A 16,069-nucleotide genomic window follows, 5' to 3' on the forward strand; every position below is an offset into this window, starting at 1 on the left:
ATCGGTTCACGCGCTGACCCCCGCCAGCGCGAGGTCCACCAATCGCTCCGCGAACGCGCCCGGGTCCTGCTGCGTCCGCGCACCGAGCGAGATGGCGTTGAGGTACGACGACGTCTTCGCGCGCTCGAGGGACGGCGCCCTCCGGATCGTCCGCCGCACGCTCCGGATGGTGTCGATGGTCGCGATCGGACCGAACCTCGCCGCCGAGCTCTGACGGTCGGCCGACGGACGATCATCGGCGGATTCCGGCCGTCGCATGGTCGGAACGCCACCGGCGTCCCACCCCGGAGCTATCGTCGGCGAGTGGCCTCCCCCGTACTCGCGCGCACCCCCTCGTCGCTGGCGATCGGCGTGCAGTTCGTCCTGACCGGGATCGTGTGGGGGTCGAGCTTCCTGTTCATCGCCGTCGCTCTGACGGGGATGAACCCGGCGCAGGTCGCGTGGTCGCGCTTGGTGTTCGGCGCTGTGTCGCTCGGGGCGATTGTGCTGCTGCGTCGCGAGCGCCTCCCCCGGTCCCCGCGGGTGTGGGCGCACCTCTCCGTGGTGGCCATGACCTTCTGCGTCGTGCCGTACCTGCTGTTCTCGTGGGCGCAGCAGCACGTCAGCTCGTCCCTCGCGAGCATCTTCAACGCCACCACCCCGATCATGACGGCGATCCTCGCGTGGGCGGTGTTCCGGGTCGAGCGTCTGACCGCCGGGCAGCTCGCCGGGATCGTCCTGGGGATCGCCGGTGTCGTGCTGATCATCGCCCCGGGTGCGGCGGTCGATCTGGGTGAGAGCCTGATCGCCCAGCTCGCGCTCTTGGGGGCCACGGCGAGCTACGGCTTCAGCCTCACGTACATGCGCCGGTTCCTCGCCGGCACGGGGCTCTCGGGTCTCGCCCTGGCCACCGGATACATCGGCGTCGGCGCCGCGATAATGCTCGCGCTCTCCCCGCTGATCTTCCTCGAGCCGGTGCGGTGGGATCCGTGGGTGCTCGGCAGCGTCGTGCTGCTCGGCGTGCTCGGCACCGGGCTGGCCTACGCGTGGAACCAGAACACGCTGGCCGCGTGGGGACCGACGCGCGCCTCCACCGTGACCTACATCACACCGGTGGTCGGGGTCCTCCTGGGCATCCTCGTGCTCGGCGAGACGCTCTCCTGGAACGAACCGGCCGGCGCAGTGGTCGTGCTGCTCGGCATCCTGCTCGTCCAGCAGCGCATCCGGTTCCGTCATCGCCGCGCCGGAGACGACGAAGCGGCGGATGCCGGAGCACCCGCCGCTTCGCGATGATCATGCCTGGAGCGAGCCCTGCAGCTCGAGCTCGAGGGTGACGTCTTTGCCGACGAGCACGCCGCCCGTCTCGAGCGCGGCGTTCCAGGTGAGACCGAAGTCCTCGCGGTTGATGACGCCCTTGGCTGTCGCACCCGCCTTGTAGTTGCCCCACGGGTCGGTGCCGAATCCGCCGAACTCGAAGGCGAAAGTGACCGGCTTCGTGATCCCGCGGATCGTCAGGTCACCGTCGACGAGGAACTCGCCGCCCTCGAGGCGCACACCGGTGGAGCGGAACTCCATCGTGGGGAAGTTCTCGGCGTCGAAGAAGTCGGCCGAGCGGAGGTGCTGGTCGCGGCCCTCGTCCTTCGTGTCGAGCGAGGTCACGTCCACGGATGCCTCGACGCGGGCGTCCAGGGGGTTCTCGGGGGCGATCAGCGTGGCGCTCTTCATGCCGAAGGTGCCGCGCACCTTCGAGATCATCATGTGGCGGACGGTGAAGGTGACCTCGCTGTGAGCGGGGTCGAGCACCCACGTACCGGCTCGGTAGCCGGGGACCTCGATCGGGGTGGCGGTGTCAGTCATGTCTCTCCTTGGAACGGGGACGAATCGTCACGGGGTCCAACGCCCCTTCGCCGGGTGTATTCCCCTGAATACGAAAAAGCCCGGCAGCGATCCGCTGCCGGGCCTCCGCGTCTCTCAGCCGACGGCGAGGAGATCGATGATGAAGATGAGGGTCTTGCCGCCGAGGAAGTGTCCGCCGGCAGGGCCGTAGGCGAGGTGAGGCGGGATCACGAGTTCGCGGCGTCCGCCGACCTTCATGCCCGGGATGCCGTCCTGCCACCCCTGGATGAGCCCGCGGAGGGGGAACTGAATGCTCTCCCCCCGGCCCCACGAGGAATCGAACTCCTCGCCCGAGTCGTATTCGACACCGGCATAGTGCACGGTGACGGTGTCACCGGGTTTTGCTTCGGCGCCGTCTCCGACGATGAGGTCGCGGATGACGAGGTCGGACGGAGCGGGGCCGCTGGGCGCGTCGAACTCAGGCTTGGTGCGATCGGTCATGACTCCATCCAAGCACGCGAGGGGCGCCCAGACGCCTCTTGACAGCCTCACGAACCAGGGGCATCCTAAAATCCAGAGACCAACTCAACGCCCGGGAGACACGCAGGCATCGCCGCGGCACCGGGCGTTGAGTATGTCCGCCGTGGGCGGGCCGGCGATCTCTAGGGGGCGAAGAGTCCGGCCCGGGCGGTCGCCGTCCGCTCCAGAAGGCTTCGCTCGGCCTCGGCCGCCTGGGCATCGCGCCCGCTGAGGGCTCGCTGACGCGCGGCGGCCAGGGCAGTGGCATCCGCGATGAACGTGCGCATGAGCGCGCGGCGATCCCCCCGAAGGCCCCGCGCCCACGTCATCGCCGCCCGGCGCCCCGGGCCGGTCGCCAGCATGTCCACCTCCTGCGTGGTGAACCACCCGGCGTGCGCGTACTCCCCCAGACGCGCGCGGGTCAGCCGTGCCTCCTCGCGGCGGAGCAGCACGATGCCGAGGATGAAGAGCACGAACAGCGGAACCTGCAGGAGGAAATACAGCGAGAAGAAGTCGGCGAAGACCGCCGACCCGTTCCAGAGGGCGTGCAGACCGATCGCACCGAGCAGCCCCACGAATCCGTAGCGGAGCGCACCGCCGGCTCCCAAGGATCGACGGGCGGCGAGCCCGATCGCGAAGCCGGTGAGGCTTGTGAACATGACGTGCGCGAAAGGCGAGAGGACCGCCCGCAGGAAGAACGTCATCGTGACATCCCCCACCCCGCCCTCCAGGAGGCTGACGGCGAAGTACTGGACGTTCTCGGTGAAGGCGAACCCGGCGCCGACCAGCGCACCGTAGACGACTCCGTCGACGGGACCATCGAACGCGCGGCGCGCGGCGACGAAGATGAGGAAGACTCCGAGCCCCTTCGCCGCCTCCTCCACGATCGGCGCCTGCACGACGGCCGAGAGCTCCTCGCCGGTGCCGCCCAGCACCACCGCGAGGACGAGATCCACGCCGAGAGCGATGCCGATCGCGGCGATCGCGCCCCACGCGAGGGCGAAGAGCACGAGGCCGCGGGGTTCCGGCTCCCAGCGGTCGACCAGGCGCACCGCCAGCCACACCCCGACGAACGGCACCGCGGCCAAGAGCACGCCGACCACCGAGGCGCCGGGGCCGAGGAACTGCAGGAAGTAGGCCACCAGCACGAGGAGGACCAGAACGAGGACCGCCCCGACCCAGATGAGTGCGGCGCCCGAGCCGCGGGGGCGCCGCGGCAGGGGCGGAACCGGCGGCGAGGCCGGGGCGGGAGGAATCAGAGCGCCCGACCCGGGGTGCGGCTGCGAGAGCGGTGAGGGGTACGCCATGCGCCCAGCCTAGAGGCGGGTGCGTCGGCGGAGGCGGGTGCTCCGGCTCTTGATGTCGTGGCGTGACATCTGTGTTACCGTCATGTCACGGAGCGACATCAGGTCGCTCCCCACTCTGAGGAGACGAACATGTCCGATCGCTTTCCAGGCCGGGTCGCCGTCATCACCGGCGGCGCCTCCGGCATCGGCCTCGCCGTCGCCACCCGGATCGCCGCCGAGGGAGGACGCGTCGCCCTGTGGGATGTCAACGCCGATGCACTCCACCGTGCCCAGGCATCCAGCGGCGCCGCCTTCACCGAGGTCGTCGACGTCACCGATGCCTCCGCGGTCGAGGAGGCCCATACGGCGACACTCGCCGCGCTCGGTCCGGTGGACATCCTGGTGACCTCCGCCGGCATCATCGGCCCGATGCGCCCCGTCGCCGATCTGCCGTTCGATCTGTGGCGGCACATCCACGCTGTCAACCTCGACGGCACATTCCTCAGCGCGAAGGCTGTCGTGCCCGGCATGCGCGAACGCGGCTACGGGCGTATCGCGACTGTCGCGTCGATCGCGGGAAAGGAGGGCGTGCCCGGCGGCGCCGCCTACGGCGCATCGAAGGCCGGCGTGATCAGTTTCACCAAGACCCTGGCCCGCGAGCTGGCTCCCGCGGGCGTGATCGTCAACACGATCGCTCCCGGTCCGACCGAGACCGGCATGGTGAACGACGTGCCGCCGGAGGCGATCGAGCGGATGCGGTCGATGGTCCCGCTCGGACGGATCGCCGCACCGCAGGAGATGGCCGACCTCATCTGCTTCATGGTGAGCGAGTCCTGCAGCTACACCACGGGTGCGGTGTTCGACGCGTCGGGCGGACGCGCCGACTACTGATAGGGGCCGATCCGCGGGTGGGGCATACCGCCGGCGGGCGTCCGAGCAGCGGAGGACGGCGGGTAGCGTGGAAGCCATGCGCTTCGCCCACATCGTCCCTCCCACATCGCCCGCACCCCGCCTCGTCGTGGTGCGCGAGGAGGAGTGCGCGTTCGTGGGGGATCTGTTCGCCGGGGCGCCCGAGACGCTCGACGCCCTCATCGCGGGCGGCGAGGAGCTGCTCGACCGCGTCCGCGAATCGAGCGCCTCCGCGGCGTGGCGGCCCCTGGCCTCGCCGGTGTTCGCCCCGGCGATCCTCACCCCTCCCGTCATTCTCGCCATCGGCTTGAATTACGCCGCGCACTCGGGCGAGCTCGGCCTGAAGACCGATGCCACGCCCACGGTGTTCGCGCTGTGGCCCAACTCCCTGAGTTCGCACGAGGCCACCACGACGTGGCCGCGGTCGCTCAGCGAGTCGGTCGACTACGAGGCGGAGCTCGGCGTTCTCATCGGCCGCCCCGCCCGCGACGTGGCGGAGGACTCCGCGCTGGACCACGTCTGGGGCTACACCGTCGTCAACGACATCACCGCCCGCGACATCCAGTTCTCCGAGGCGCAGTGGTCGCGCTGCAAGTCGTTCGACGGGTTCACCCCGACGGGCCCGTTCGTGGTGACCGCGGACGAGATCCCCGACCCGCAGTCGCTGCACATCTGGACCGTCGTCGATGGCCGGACCGTGCAGGATGCGACGACGGGCCAGATGGTGCGCCCGGTGTCGACCCTCATCGCCCACCTGTCACGGTCGGTGACGCTGCTGCCGGGCACGCTGATCTCGACGGGGAGCCCCGGTGGGGCCGGCTACTCCCGCGACCCGCAGATCTTCCTCCGCGACCGCTCGACCGTCACCGTCGGCGTCGACGGTATCGGCGAGCTCACGACGCACTGCCGCATTCTGGACTGAATCAGTCGTCCGCGGCGACGACGTTCTCCGCAGGGATGATCGGCAGGGCCTCGGTGATCGCCTCCAAGCCGGAGAGCCGCTTCGGCGACAGCTGCTTGCGCACTTCCTCGCGCGTCATCAGCTCGGCCTCGACCACGAGATCGGCGACGTTGCGGCCCGTGAGCAGCGCCGTCTTGGCCAGCGCGGCGGCGGCGGCGTAGCCGATGAAGGGGGTCAGCGCCGTGATGACGCCGACGGAGTTGCCCACCATCGCGCCGAGGCGCTCGCGGTTGGCCGTGATCCCCTCCACGCAGTTCACTCGCAGCGTCCACATCGCCTGCTGCATCCAGGTGATCGACTGGAAGATCGAATGCGCGATGAGCGGCTCGAACGCGTTCAGCTGGAGTTGGCCGCCCTCGACGGCCATCGTCACCGACAGGTCGGCGCCGGCCACCGAGAAGGCCACCTGATTGACGACCTCGGGGATGACCGGGTTGACCTTCCCCGGCATGATGCTCGAGCCGGCCTGGCGGGGCGGAAGGTTGATCTCCCCGAACCCGGCCTGCGGGCCGCTGGAGAGCAGCCGCAGATCGTTGCAGATCTTGGAGAGCTTGATGGCGTTGCGCTTGAGCGACGAGGAGAACGACATGAACGATCCCGTGTCGCTCGTGGACTCCACGAGGTCGGTCGCCGTCTCGAGGTCGAGGCCCGTGATCTCCCGCAGGTGACGGAGCACTCCGCGGCCGTAGCTCGGATGCGTCGTGATGCCCGTGCCGATCGCCGTGGCCCCCATGTTGATCTCGGTGAGGAGGTAGGCGTTCTCCGTGAGCCGGTTGTAGTCCTCGCCGAGCGTCGTGGCGAATCCGTGGAACTCCTGACCGAGTGTCATCGGCACGGCGTCCTGCAGCTGGGTGCGCCCGACCTTCAGCACGTCGTGGAACTCGCGGGCCTTGTCCAGGAACGCCTGGCGCAGCAGAGCCAGTTCGGACAGCAGGCTGTGGAGGTTCAACGACAGCCCCACCTTGATGGCCGTCGGGTAGACGTCGTTCGTCGACTGACTGCGATTGGTGTCGTCGATCGGCGACAGGAACGCGTAGTCGCCCTTTGCGCGCCCGGCCATCTCCAGCGCCACGTTGGTGAGGACCTCGTTGGCGTTCATGTTGGTCGACGTCCCCGCGCCGCCCTGGATCACCCCCACGACGAACTGGTCGTGGAACTCGCCGTCGATGACGCGCTGCGCGGCGGCATCGATCAGATCAGCCTTTGCGGGATCGAGCACCCCGATCTCGCGGTTGGCCCGGGCGGACGCCTGCTTCACCATCGCGAGGGCTCGCACCAGATCGGGGTACACCGAGATCGGTCGCTTCGAGATCGGGAAGTTCTCCAGCGCTCGGGCCGTGTGGATCCCCCAGTACGCGTCGGCGGGGATCTCCAGCGATCCCAGGGAGTCGGTCTCGGTTCGGGTGCGCATCGTCGCGTCCAGTGCCATGGGGGTCCTCGTGGGTGTGATCACGGCCGTCGGGGGATGCACCGAGCCTACCTCTCGGCGCCGGGTCGGCTGCTGGCCGTGACGTACGGCGATGCCCGGAGAAAGGACCCCGCGTACAGGTCAGCGCGCGGGCGGGCGCTTGCGGGAGAACGCCTCGAGGCGCCCCTCCGGGCTGAGCGCCGCCATCCGCTCGACCCACTCCGCGGAGAAGTACCCGGTCGGCTCGGTCTCGACGACCGGAACGACCGCGTGCGTGAGGGTGTCGTCGTAGACGTGCACCAGGTGGAAGGACTGACCGGCGTCCATGCCGTTGACCTCCACTCCCGGTCGCGCCAGGTCCATCGTGTAGCAGGTGGCCGCGGCCACGCTCACCGGAATGCCGGCGAACGTGCCGCTGGTGGAGTAGTGCAGATGCCCCGCGAGGATGGCGCGCACATCGGTGCCGGCGATCGCCGCGGCGAGTCCGGCCTGATCCCGCAGTTCGAGGATGTCGAAGAACGGGATGTGCGTCGGCAACGGCGGATGGTGAAGGGCGAGGACGGTGCCCAGCGGCGCCGGTTCGGCGAGCACCTCGCGCAGCCATCGCAGCTGGGCGTCGTCGAGATCGCCGTGATGCCAGCCCGGCACTGTCGAGTCCAACGCGACCAGCCGGAGACCGCCGAGGTCCCAGACACCCGTGATGGGCTCCTCGGTGGGCTCCCGATCGAGCAGATGCCGCCTCATCGCCGGGCGCTCGTCGTGGTTTCCCGCCACCCACACCACCGGTGCGCCCAGCCGCTCGGCGACCGGCTCGACGGCGGCGCGCAGCGCCCGGTAGGCTCCCGGCTCGCCGAGGTCGGTGAGGTCGCCGGTGAACACGATCGCGTCGGGGCGCACGCCCAGCGCCTCGACCGCCTCGAGCGTACGCGCGAGGTTCGCCGCGGTGTCGTACACGCCCGCCAGCCGCTCATCACCGGCGAGAAGGTGCGTGTCGCTAACGTGGACGAGGACGCGTCGGGCGGGGGGATGCTGACCGAACTGAACCGCGAGCATGGGACAACCCTAGAGCGGGCCCCCGACCGTCAGTGGCCGACGACGATGAGCACCAGGCCGCCGAGGACGGCCAGCGCACAGACCACGAAGCACCCGTAGGCCGCGAGAAGGGCGATGCCCTTCTGCGCGGGGGTGAGCGGGTTCTTCTTCGCCGCCTTCGCCGCCGCCTTGGCCGCGCGCTTGCGCTGCTTGTCGGTGACCACGGCGATCGCGTCGGTGAACTCCGCCGGCGCCACCACCGGCACCCGGCCGGCACGCACGAGCATGCGCAGCCCCAGCGCGTAGAAGAGGACGACGATCACCGCTCCCGAGAGCGCCGCGCCGAACACCTGCACGAAGGCGAGCCACTCGATGCTCATGCTCCGCTCCCCCGCTCGCCTTCGGCCGACGTCTTCTCCGCCTCGCGCGCCAGCCGCCGCTGGCGCCGTGTGGGCGGCGGATTGCGTTTGACCTTCACCGCCCGCCCCGACACGGCGACCTCGCTCATGGCATTGGACGAGTTGACCTGGTCGCGGCGAGACCGCCAGAAGAGGCCGAGGATGATGGCCAGGGCGAGCACCGCGTCGATCACGATGCCCCATGTCCCCAGCCACACCACGATCAGTGCCGCGAAGGCTCCGACGGCGCCGGCGGCGGGGAGGGTGAGCACCCAACCGATCGCGATCCGCCCGACGGTGCGCCAGCGCACGATCGACCCGCGGCGGCCGAGCCCCGAGCCGATGACCGAGCCGGATGCGACCTGGGTGGTGGACAGCGCGAATCCGAGGGCGCTGGAGGCGAGGATCGTCGAGGCGGTCGAGGTCTCCGCGGCGAAGCCCTGCGCGGGCTTCACCTCGGTGAGCCCCTTTCCGAGCGTACGGATGATGCGCCATCCGCCCATGTAGGTGCCCAGTGCGATCGTGAGCGCGCACGCGACGACCACCCACCACTCCGGCTCGGGATGGTTCTGCAGGCCCACCGTGATGAGGGCGAGGGTGATGACGCCCATCGTCTTCTGGGCGTCGTTGGTGCCGTGGGCGAGAGCCACGAGGCTCGAGGTGAAGATCTGGCCCCAGCGGAAGCCGTCTCGGCCGTCGGGCTTGGAATCGTAGCGGCGGGTGACCGCGTAGGCGATCTTCGTCACGGTGAAGGCGATGATGCCCGCGGTGAGGGGGGCGATGAGGGCGGGGAGGATCACCTTCGACATCACCACGCCGAAGTCGATCGCCGCGACACCGACGCCGACCAGCGTCGCCCCGATGAGCCCGCCGAACAGCGCGTGCGAAGAGCTGGAGGGAAGACCCAGCAGCCACGTGAGCATGTTCCAGGTGATCGCGCCGATGAGCCCGGCGAAGATGACGGCCGGGAAGACGGCCGCGGAGATCTGGTCCTCCCTCACGATCCCGCCGGAGATCGTCTTGGCGACCTCGGTCGACAGGAACGCTCCCACGAGGTTCAGCGAGGCCGCCAGCAGCACCGCGACCTTCGGCTTGAGGGCACCGGTGGCGATGGGCGTCGCCATCGCGTTGGCGGTGTCGTGGAACCCGTTGGTGAAGTCGAAGAACAGCGCCAGCAGGATCACCAGCACGATGACGATGAGGGTCGCGGTCTCCACTGTTCGCTTTCCGTGAGGGGTGGGGGATGCCGCGCGGGCGGCAGTGTGACGAACGAACAGTTCACCGGGTGGCCACGTCCGGTTAACCGGACGCCGGGGAAATCCTGACACCCCCGGGGGCCCCGGTCAACTCGCCCTCGCGCCGGACCCCGGAAGCGCTCGACTACCGTGGAACGGTGACCGAACCCGCCGCATCCGCCGTCGCACCGCGCGCTGTCCGCCGACCCACCCCCCGCAGCCACCATGGCGACACTTTCGACGACCCGTACGAGTGGCTCCGCGCCAAGGACGACGCCGAGGTGACCGCCCACCTCGAGGCCGAGAACGCCTACACCCGCGCGCGCACGGCCCACCTCGAGGGGCTCCGCGACCGGATCTTCGCGGAGATCAAGGGACGCACGCAGGAGAGCGACCTGTCCGTGCCGACGCGGCGCGGCGGATGGTGGTACTACGGCCGCACGCGCGAGGGGAGCCAGTACGGCATCCAGTGCCGCGCGCCGCTGACGTCGGCCGACGACTGGACGCCGCCCGAGCTGACCCCCGAGACCGTCGTGCCCGGGGAGCAGGTCCTCCTCGACGGCAACGTCGAGGCCGAAGGGCACGAGTTCTTCTCGCTCGGGAGCTTCGAAGTCTCCACCGACGGCACCCGGATGCTGTACGGCGTCGACGTCGCCGGGGACGAACGCTACACGCTGCGCGTGCGTGACCTCACGACCGGCGAGAACCTCCCTGACGAGATCCCCGACACCTTCTCCGGCGCGAGCTTCTCGCCCGACGGCCGGTTCGTCGTCTACACGACCGTCGACGACGCATGGCGGCCCGACACGGTCTGGCTCCACGAGATCGGCACTCCGGTCGCCAACGACGCAAAGCTGTTCACCGAGCCCGACGAGCGGTACTGGGTGGGCGCCGGCTTCACCCGCAGCGACCGCTACCTCGCGATCGGCGTGGGTTCATCGATCACGAGCGAGGAGTGGCTGGTCCCCGCCGACGATCTGCGCGCGGAGCCCCGCGTGGTGTGGCCGCGCCGCGAGGGCGTGGAATACTCCGCCTCCCACGCCGTCGTCGACGGCGAGGACGTGCTGTACATCCTGCACAACGACGACGCTCTCGACTTCGAGCTCGTGCGCGTGGCGGCATCCGACCCGCAGGGCGCGCGCGAGACGGTGCTTCCTCACGCCCCCGGGCGTCGGCTGCTCGACCTCGACACGTTCCGCGACTTCGCCGTGGCGGCGTACCGCAGGGACGGGCTCGAACGGCTCGCGATGCTCGACTACGCCGACGGATCGCTGCGAGAGTTGGCATTCGACGAGCCGCTCTACGCCGTCGGCACGGCGGGGAACCCGGAGTGGGCGCCGCCGCTGGTGCGGATCGGTTACGGCTCGTTCGTCACCCCCGGCACGATCTACGACTACAACGTCGCATCCGGCGATCTGCTGCTGCGCAAGCGCCAGCCCGTGCTCGGCGGCTACGACCCGGGCGACTACGGTCAGGCCCGGGTGTGGGCGACAGCGCAGGATGGCACGCAGGTGCCGATCTCGGTGGTGTGGAAGCGGTCGTTCGGGGATGCCGGCGTGGCTCCGCGTCCGCTGCATCTCTACGGGTACGGGTCGTACGAGCACTCGATCGACCCCGGATTCTCCGTCGCACGGCTCTCGGAGCTCGACCGCGGCGTCGTCTTCGCCGTCGCGCACGTGCGCGGCGGCGGCGAGATGGGGCGCCAGTGGTACGAGGACGGGAAGCTGGGCGCCAAGCGCAACACCTTCACCGACTTCGTCGACTGCGCCCTGCACCTCATCGACGCCGGGTACACCACGGCCGATCGGATGGTCGCCGAGGGCGGAAGTGCGGGCGGGCTGCTCATGGGCGCCGTGGCGAACCTCGCCCCGGAGCTGTTCGCCGGCGTCCTCGCCGACGTGCCGTTCGTCGATGCCCTCACGACGATCCTCGACCCGTCGCTGCCGCTGACGGTGATCGAGTGGGACGAGTGGGGCGATCCGCTCCACGACGCCGACGTCTACGCCTACATGAAGTCGTACTCGCCGTACGAGAACGTGCGCGAGGACGTGACGTATCCGCGCATCCTCGCTGTCACGTCCCTCAACGACACCCGGGTGCTGTACGTCGAGCCGGCGAAGTGGGTCGCGCGCCTGCGGGAGGTGGGGGCCGACGCGCTGCTGAAGTGCGAGATGGTCGCCGGACACGGCGGCGTCAGCGGCCGCTACAACGCGTGGCGGGAGCGGGCGTTCGAGCTGGCGTGGCTGCTCGACGTGCTCGGGGTCGCCGACGCCTGAGGCCCGCACGCCGCCCCGCGCAACGACGGGAGGGCATATCACCAGCGGAGGGTGGATGCGACGCATCCGGCACTCCGCTGGCGATATGCCCTCCGCTCGATGCCGCGGAATCGGCGGACGGGCTCAGCCGAAGAGCGCCGCGGCCTCTTCGTAGCGGTAGTACGGCACGGTGTTGAGCTCGCCGAGGGCCTCGGCGAACGGGACGCGCACGATGTCGGTGCCGCGCATCGCGACCATCTGCCCCCACGCGCCGTCCACGAGCGCGTCGGCCGCGTGCAGGCCGAGCCGCGTCGCCAGCACGCGGTCGAACGCCGAGGGCGAGCCGCCGCGCTGGATGTGGCCGAGCACCGTCGAGCGCGTCTCGATCCCGGTGAGCCGCTCGATCTCCGGAGCGAGGATCTCGCTGATGCCGCCCAGACGGGGCCGGTTGAAAGCATCGAGACCCTTGTCGCTGTAGGCCTCTTCCATCCCCTTGAGGGTGAATCCCTCCGACACCACGACCAGCGGCGCGCGGCCGCGATCGTGTGCCCGCGCCACCTGTGCGCAGATCTCCTCGATCGACATCGGCACCTCCGGGATGCAGATGACGTGTGCGCCCGCAGCGATCCCGGCGTGCAGGGCGATCCAGCCCACGTGACGGCCCATGACCTCTGCGACCATGCAGCGCTGGTGCGAGTCGCCCGTCGTGCGGAGGCGGTCCATCGCGTCGGTGGCGATGTTCACGGCGGTGTCGAAGCCGAACGAGTAGTCGGTGGCGCGGAGGTCGTTGTCGATCGTCTTGGGAACGCCCAGCACATTGATGCCGTCCTTCGACAGCCGGTCGGCCGCGGCCAGGGTCCCCTCTCCGCCGATGGCGATGATGCCGTCGATGCGGTGGCCGTAGAGGGTCTTGGAGATGTTCTCCGCTCCCCCGCGCGGGCCCTCGTAGGGGTTCGTGCGGCTGGTGCCGAGGATGGTTCCACCGACCTTGGACAGTCCCTTCACCTCGTGGCGGGTGAGGGGGAAGAAGTCGGCGTCGACGACGCCGCGCCATCCGTCGCGGATGCCGACGAACTCGATGTCGTAATTCGTCGCGCCCTTCAGCACGACGCCGCGGATGACGGCGTTGAGCCCGGGGCAGTCGCCGCCGCTGGTCAGGATGCCGATCTTCATAGCTGGGTCCTCGCTGTATCGGAGAAGGGAGCGGCGACGCTGCCACCCCGACCCTAGCGTCGGAGGGCAGCGGCTGCCAGCGAGCCTCTAGTCGGCGCCGAGCGCCCGGCGGAGCAGATGCGACAGCGCGCTCAACTGCACCGAGTCGCTCGATGTCGGATCGACGGCGACACCGTCGAGAGCCCGCAGCGCGAGGCCCTGCTTGGCGTCGATCAGCTCGGCGATCTTCGTGTCGATCGTGTGCGCCGCGATGATGCGCCACGCCGTCACCGGCTCGTCCTGACCGATGCGGTGCACGCGGTCGATCGCCTGCGTCTGTTCGGCCGCCGTCCAGCTGAGCTCGGCGAGCACGACGTTGGACGCGACCTGCATGTTCACTCCGACGCCGGCGGCCGTGAGGGAGCACACGGCGATCCCGACCGTGGGGTCGTTGTTGAACGCGTCGATCGCGTCCTGGCGCGCCGGAGTGGTCTGGTCACCGCGGATCGACACCGTGCGCACCCCGGATGCGGCGAAGTGGGCCTCGGCCGCATCCATGACGTCGATGTGCTTGGCGAAGAAGACGACCTTGCCCACCGAGCGCTGCAGCTGCACCGCGTAGTCGGCGGCGAGGTGGGCCTTGGCCTGGCCGATACGGCGCACCATCGAGAAGACGTTCTCGCTGCCGTTGCCGGAGGCCTTGGCCTCGTCGAGCTCGTTCTGCGCCACCAGGCGCACGATGTCGTCGTCGATCTCGCCGGGGGCCAGGCCCCGGTCGCCGCGCGCCTCGACGATGCGACGGTACCTCGCCGCGAGACGGTCGGCGAGCTCACGCTCCGCCGCGCGGATGGAGCGGCCGTCCTCGTCGTCGAGCTCGACCGGGAGGTCGGCGATGAGCTTGTCGGGGAGATCGGCGGCGACGTCCTTCTTCTTGCGTCGCACGATGCCCATCGAGATGACGGCGCCACGAGCCTCCGGGTAGAACGCCTTGTCGGCGGGAGTGAGCCCCGTCGCGTCGAGCTTCTCCATGAGCTGAGGGCCCGGCTTCTCGCCGTTGGTCCACCCGAGGAAGCGCCAGATCGCGTCGAAGTCCTCGACGTCGTTGATGAGCGGCGTCCCGGTGAGGGCGAGCAGCAGCGGGTCGCGCACCTGTTCACGGATCCGCGACGCCAGGGCCAGGACGTTCTGCGAACGCTGCGACGTGAGGTTCTTGATGAAGTGCGCCTCGTCGACGACCATGCCCTTCAGGCCGATCGAGCTCAGCCACGCCAGGTGGCGGTCGAGGATCTCGTAGTTGACGATGAAGACGTCGGCGAACGCGTCCATGCCCTCGCCGTCGCCGGAGATGACTGTCGCGCGGCGGTGCGGCGTCCACCGCTGCACTTCGCGCGCCCAGTTCATCTTCACGACGTTGGGGACGACCACCAGGAGCGGGTAGGCGTCGGCGACGGATGCGGCGAGCACCGACTCCGCGGTCTTTCCGAGGCCCGGCTCATCGGCGAGCAGGAACGTGCGGTGACCCTCGCGAACCGCCTCGACGAATCGCGACTGGTGCGGCATGACGTCGAGGCCGCGCGGCGACAGTCGATCGAACTCCGGTACGGGCGGCAGATCCATGGATGCCGCCGAGCCGCCGGCGCCCGTCTCGAACGCCTTGTACAGCGGACCCATGAGCTCCCAGCCGTCCAGACGGCGACGGGGGGTCGGGCCGGTGGAGCGCGCGGCCAGATCGGGGGCAAGGAAGGGGTTCGCCATCTTGCGCGCCTCGATGGCGGGCGGGATGACCTGGCGCTCGGCGAGCGCCGCCGGCACCACCGGTGCGCTCGCGGGGGTCGCGTCAGTGATGATGAGCTCGTCAGGCGGCAGCTCGGCACCGGATTCGAGAAGCCAGTCCCGTCGCATCCGTCGGGCGACCGGCGACGCCGCCTGGTCGGCCTCGAGCAGCTGGATGAGCGAGGTGTCCCGGGCCGCGGTCTTCGCGAGGATCGTCGCGACACCGTCGAGGCGCTTGAGCAGCTCGGCGCGCGCAGCGTCGGCGATCTCGGCGTCGGCCTTGACGCGGGCGCGCTCCTCGCGCACCAGGAACGCGATCACCTGGAACTTCACGCGGTTGGTGGGGCCCAGCTTTCCGCGCTGAGCCTTTGCCTCGACCTCGCGCACTTTGCGCGCGAGGATCGGGATGAGGGGTGCCTCGTCGTCGCGTCGGGCGGACGAGGACTTTCTGCGCCGCTGCACAGAGCCGGAAGCGGCGGTCGCCGTGGTCGGCATGCTCCTCCTGAGCGTGTCTTCCGCATCGCCTCAGGTACGGGCGATCCGGTGGGTTGCGATCCCGAAGGGCGGCAGAGCCGGAACTCCTTCGAGGAGGGTCCGGTACCGGTCGCACGTGCCTCGCGACAGCGAGCTGCGTCCTCGGGAAAGCGGACCCCGCGGCCCATTCTAGCGGTTCGCGGGCCGATCAGCCGCCGACGGTCGCCAGGATGTCCGTCGTGTAGCCCTCGGGGTCGACGTTGAGCCATGAGGTGGCGACCCACAGCCCGTCCCGCAGCGCGTGCGTCTCGCCGCGCGTGAACGGTTCGTCCTCGAGCGACACACCGCGCTGCTCGATCTCGCAGATCATGGCCCCCGAATCGGTCGCGCAGCCGAATCCTGACGCCGCCAGCGCGTCGGAGATCGTCGCGGACTGTTCGGCGTTCACCGCGGCGAGCGTCGTCGCCATGCCCACCTCGCCGGCGGCCCCCCACGTGCAGCGCAGGGAGGGGACGGAATCCAACAGCTCGAGGAGCGCCGCGTTCTGCGTGGAGTACATTGTGAGGCCCGGATCGTTCAGCGGCGGCACCTGGCTCTCGAGGGTGGCCCGCATGCCGGCGCTGTACACCGCGCCGCAATCGGTCGGCAGTGCCGCCGCGGAGGCAGACGGGGTCGGGGTCGATGAGCCGGCGGCACTCGGCGAGGACGACCCGGATGCGCTCGGCGCGGGCGAGTCCGAGATCTGCGGCTCCGGGACGCATCCTGCCAGCGCGATCGACAGCACCAGGGCGCCGAGCGCCGCCGCCGCGGTCAGAACGGATCGGGTCATTCGTACCTCCGAGATCGCTCGAC

15 protein-coding genes are annotated in these 16,069 nt (G+C 70.0%); 4 read left to right on the forward strand and 11 right to left on the reverse strand.

From position 1 onward, the window contains the following. Nucleotides 1-6: 6 nt before the first annotated feature. Nucleotides 7-258 (reverse strand): hypothetical protein, encoded by a 252-nt coding sequence (locus tag ACTU3I_RS10685; protein WP_442925668.1) that lies wholly within the window; start codon nucleotides 256-258, stop codon nucleotides 7-9. 45 nt (nucleotides 259-303) lie between these two features. Here ACTU3I_RS10685 and ACTU3I_RS10690 point away from each other — a divergent pair, with 45 nt between their 5' ends. Then, a complete protein-coding gene (locus ACTU3I_RS10690) occupies nucleotides 304-1,272 on the forward strand; it encodes a DMT family transporter (RefSeq protein WP_442925669.1) in 969 nt (322 codons plus the stop codon). On the opposite strand, the gene ACTU3I_RS10695 is transcribed toward ACTU3I_RS10690, so the two are convergent. The 3 genes from ACTU3I_RS10695 to ACTU3I_RS10705 form a co-directional block, all read right to left on the reverse strand. Continuing rightward, nucleotides 1,273-1,836, reverse strand: a complete 564-nt coding sequence (locus ACTU3I_RS10695; protein ID WP_442925670.1) for a YceI family protein — start codon at nucleotides 1,834-1,836, stop codon at nucleotides 1,273-1,275. Nucleotides 1,837-1,950: 114 nt separating this feature from the next. After that, nucleotides 1,951-2,316: an FKBP-type peptidyl-prolyl cis-trans isomerase gene (locus ACTU3I_RS10700; protein ID WP_442925671.1), complete on the reverse strand. Its 366-nt coding sequence runs from the start codon at nucleotides 2,314-2,316 to the stop codon at nucleotides 1,951-1,953. Nucleotides 2,317-2,477: 161 nt separating this feature from the next. Next, nucleotides 2,478-3,641: a PrsW family intramembrane metalloprotease gene (locus tag ACTU3I_RS10705; protein ID WP_442925672.1), complete on the reverse strand. Its 1,164-nt coding sequence runs from the start codon at nucleotides 3,639-3,641 to the stop codon at nucleotides 2,478-2,480. A gap of 129 nt (nucleotides 3,642-3,770) precedes the next feature. On the opposite strand from ACTU3I_RS10705, the gene ACTU3I_RS10710 reads away from it, so the two are divergent. Together ACTU3I_RS10710 and ACTU3I_RS10715 are read left to right on the forward strand one after the other, a co-directional pair. Next, nucleotides 3,771-4,511, forward strand: coding sequence for an SDR family NAD(P)-dependent oxidoreductase (locus ACTU3I_RS10710; protein WP_442925673.1), 741 nt, complete (start codon nucleotides 3,771-3,773; stop codon nucleotides 4,509-4,511). Between the two features lie 76 nt (nucleotides 4,512-4,587). Next, nucleotides 4,588-5,451 carry a fumarylacetoacetate hydrolase family protein gene (locus ACTU3I_RS10715; RefSeq protein ID WP_442925674.1) on the forward strand — a complete coding sequence of 288 codons (864 nt, stop codon included), beginning with the start codon at nucleotides 4,588-4,590 and terminating at the stop codon, nucleotides 5,449-5,451. A 1-nt stretch (nucleotide 5,452) separates the two neighbouring features. On the opposite strand, the gene ACTU3I_RS10720 is transcribed toward ACTU3I_RS10715, so the two are convergent. The 4 genes from ACTU3I_RS10720 to ACTU3I_RS10735 form a co-directional block, all read right to left on the reverse strand. After that, entirely contained in the window at nucleotides 5,453-6,919 is a 1,467-nt protein-coding gene (locus ACTU3I_RS10720) for an aspartate ammonia-lyase (RefSeq protein WP_442925675.1), read from the reverse strand. A gap of 120 nt (nucleotides 6,920-7,039) precedes the next feature. Continuing rightward, on the reverse strand, nucleotides 7,040-7,951 hold the full coding sequence (locus tag ACTU3I_RS10725) for a phosphodiesterase (RefSeq protein WP_442925676.1): 912 nt from the start codon (nucleotides 7,949-7,951) through the stop codon (nucleotides 7,040-7,042). A gap of 29 nt (nucleotides 7,952-7,980) precedes the next feature. Next, a complete protein-coding gene (locus tag ACTU3I_RS10730) occupies nucleotides 7,981-8,310 on the reverse strand; it encodes a peptidase (RefSeq protein WP_442925677.1) in 330 nt (109 codons plus the stop codon). Then, nucleotides 8,307-9,545: an inorganic phosphate transporter gene (locus ACTU3I_RS10735; protein ID WP_442925678.1), complete on the reverse strand. Its 1,239-nt coding sequence runs from the start codon at nucleotides 9,543-9,545 to the stop codon at nucleotides 8,307-8,309. Before ACTU3I_RS10735 ends, ACTU3I_RS10730 begins: the two co-directional genes overlap by 4 nt. 176 nt (nucleotides 9,546-9,721) lie before the next feature. Here ACTU3I_RS10735 and ACTU3I_RS10740 point away from each other — a divergent pair, with 176 nt between their 5' ends. Beyond that, nucleotides 9,722-11,839: a S9 family peptidase gene (locus tag ACTU3I_RS10740; RefSeq protein ID WP_442925679.1), complete on the forward strand. Its 2,118-nt coding sequence runs from the start codon at nucleotides 9,722-9,724 to the stop codon at nucleotides 11,837-11,839. Between the two features lie 123 nt (nucleotides 11,840-11,962). Here the strand turns inward: ACTU3I_RS10740 and ACTU3I_RS10745 are convergent, their stop codons facing one another. The 3 genes from ACTU3I_RS10745 to ACTU3I_RS10755 form a co-directional block, all read right to left on the reverse strand. After that, nucleotides 11,963-12,991, reverse strand: a complete 1,029-nt coding sequence (locus tag ACTU3I_RS10745) for a 6-phosphofructokinase (RefSeq protein ID WP_442925680.1) — start codon at nucleotides 12,989-12,991, stop codon at nucleotides 11,963-11,965. An 87-nt stretch (nucleotides 12,992-13,078) separates the two neighbouring features. Then, the gene (locus tag ACTU3I_RS10750; protein WP_442925681.1) at nucleotides 13,079-15,238 is read right to left on the reverse strand and encodes a DEAD/DEAH box helicase; all 2,160 of its coding nucleotides are present in this window, start codon (nucleotides 15,236-15,238) and stop codon (nucleotides 13,079-13,081) included. A gap of 187 nt (nucleotides 15,239-15,425) precedes the next feature. Beyond that, nucleotides 15,426-16,046: a hypothetical protein gene (locus ACTU3I_RS10755; RefSeq protein WP_442925682.1), complete on the reverse strand. Its 621-nt coding sequence runs from the start codon at nucleotides 16,044-16,046 to the stop codon at nucleotides 15,426-15,428. Nucleotides 16,047-16,069: the final 23 nt, after the last annotated feature.

This window comes from Microbacterium sp. RD1 (assembly GCF_052220165.1).
Taxonomy (GTDB): Bacteria; Actinomycetota; Actinomycetes; order Actinomycetales; family Microbacteriaceae; genus Microbacterium.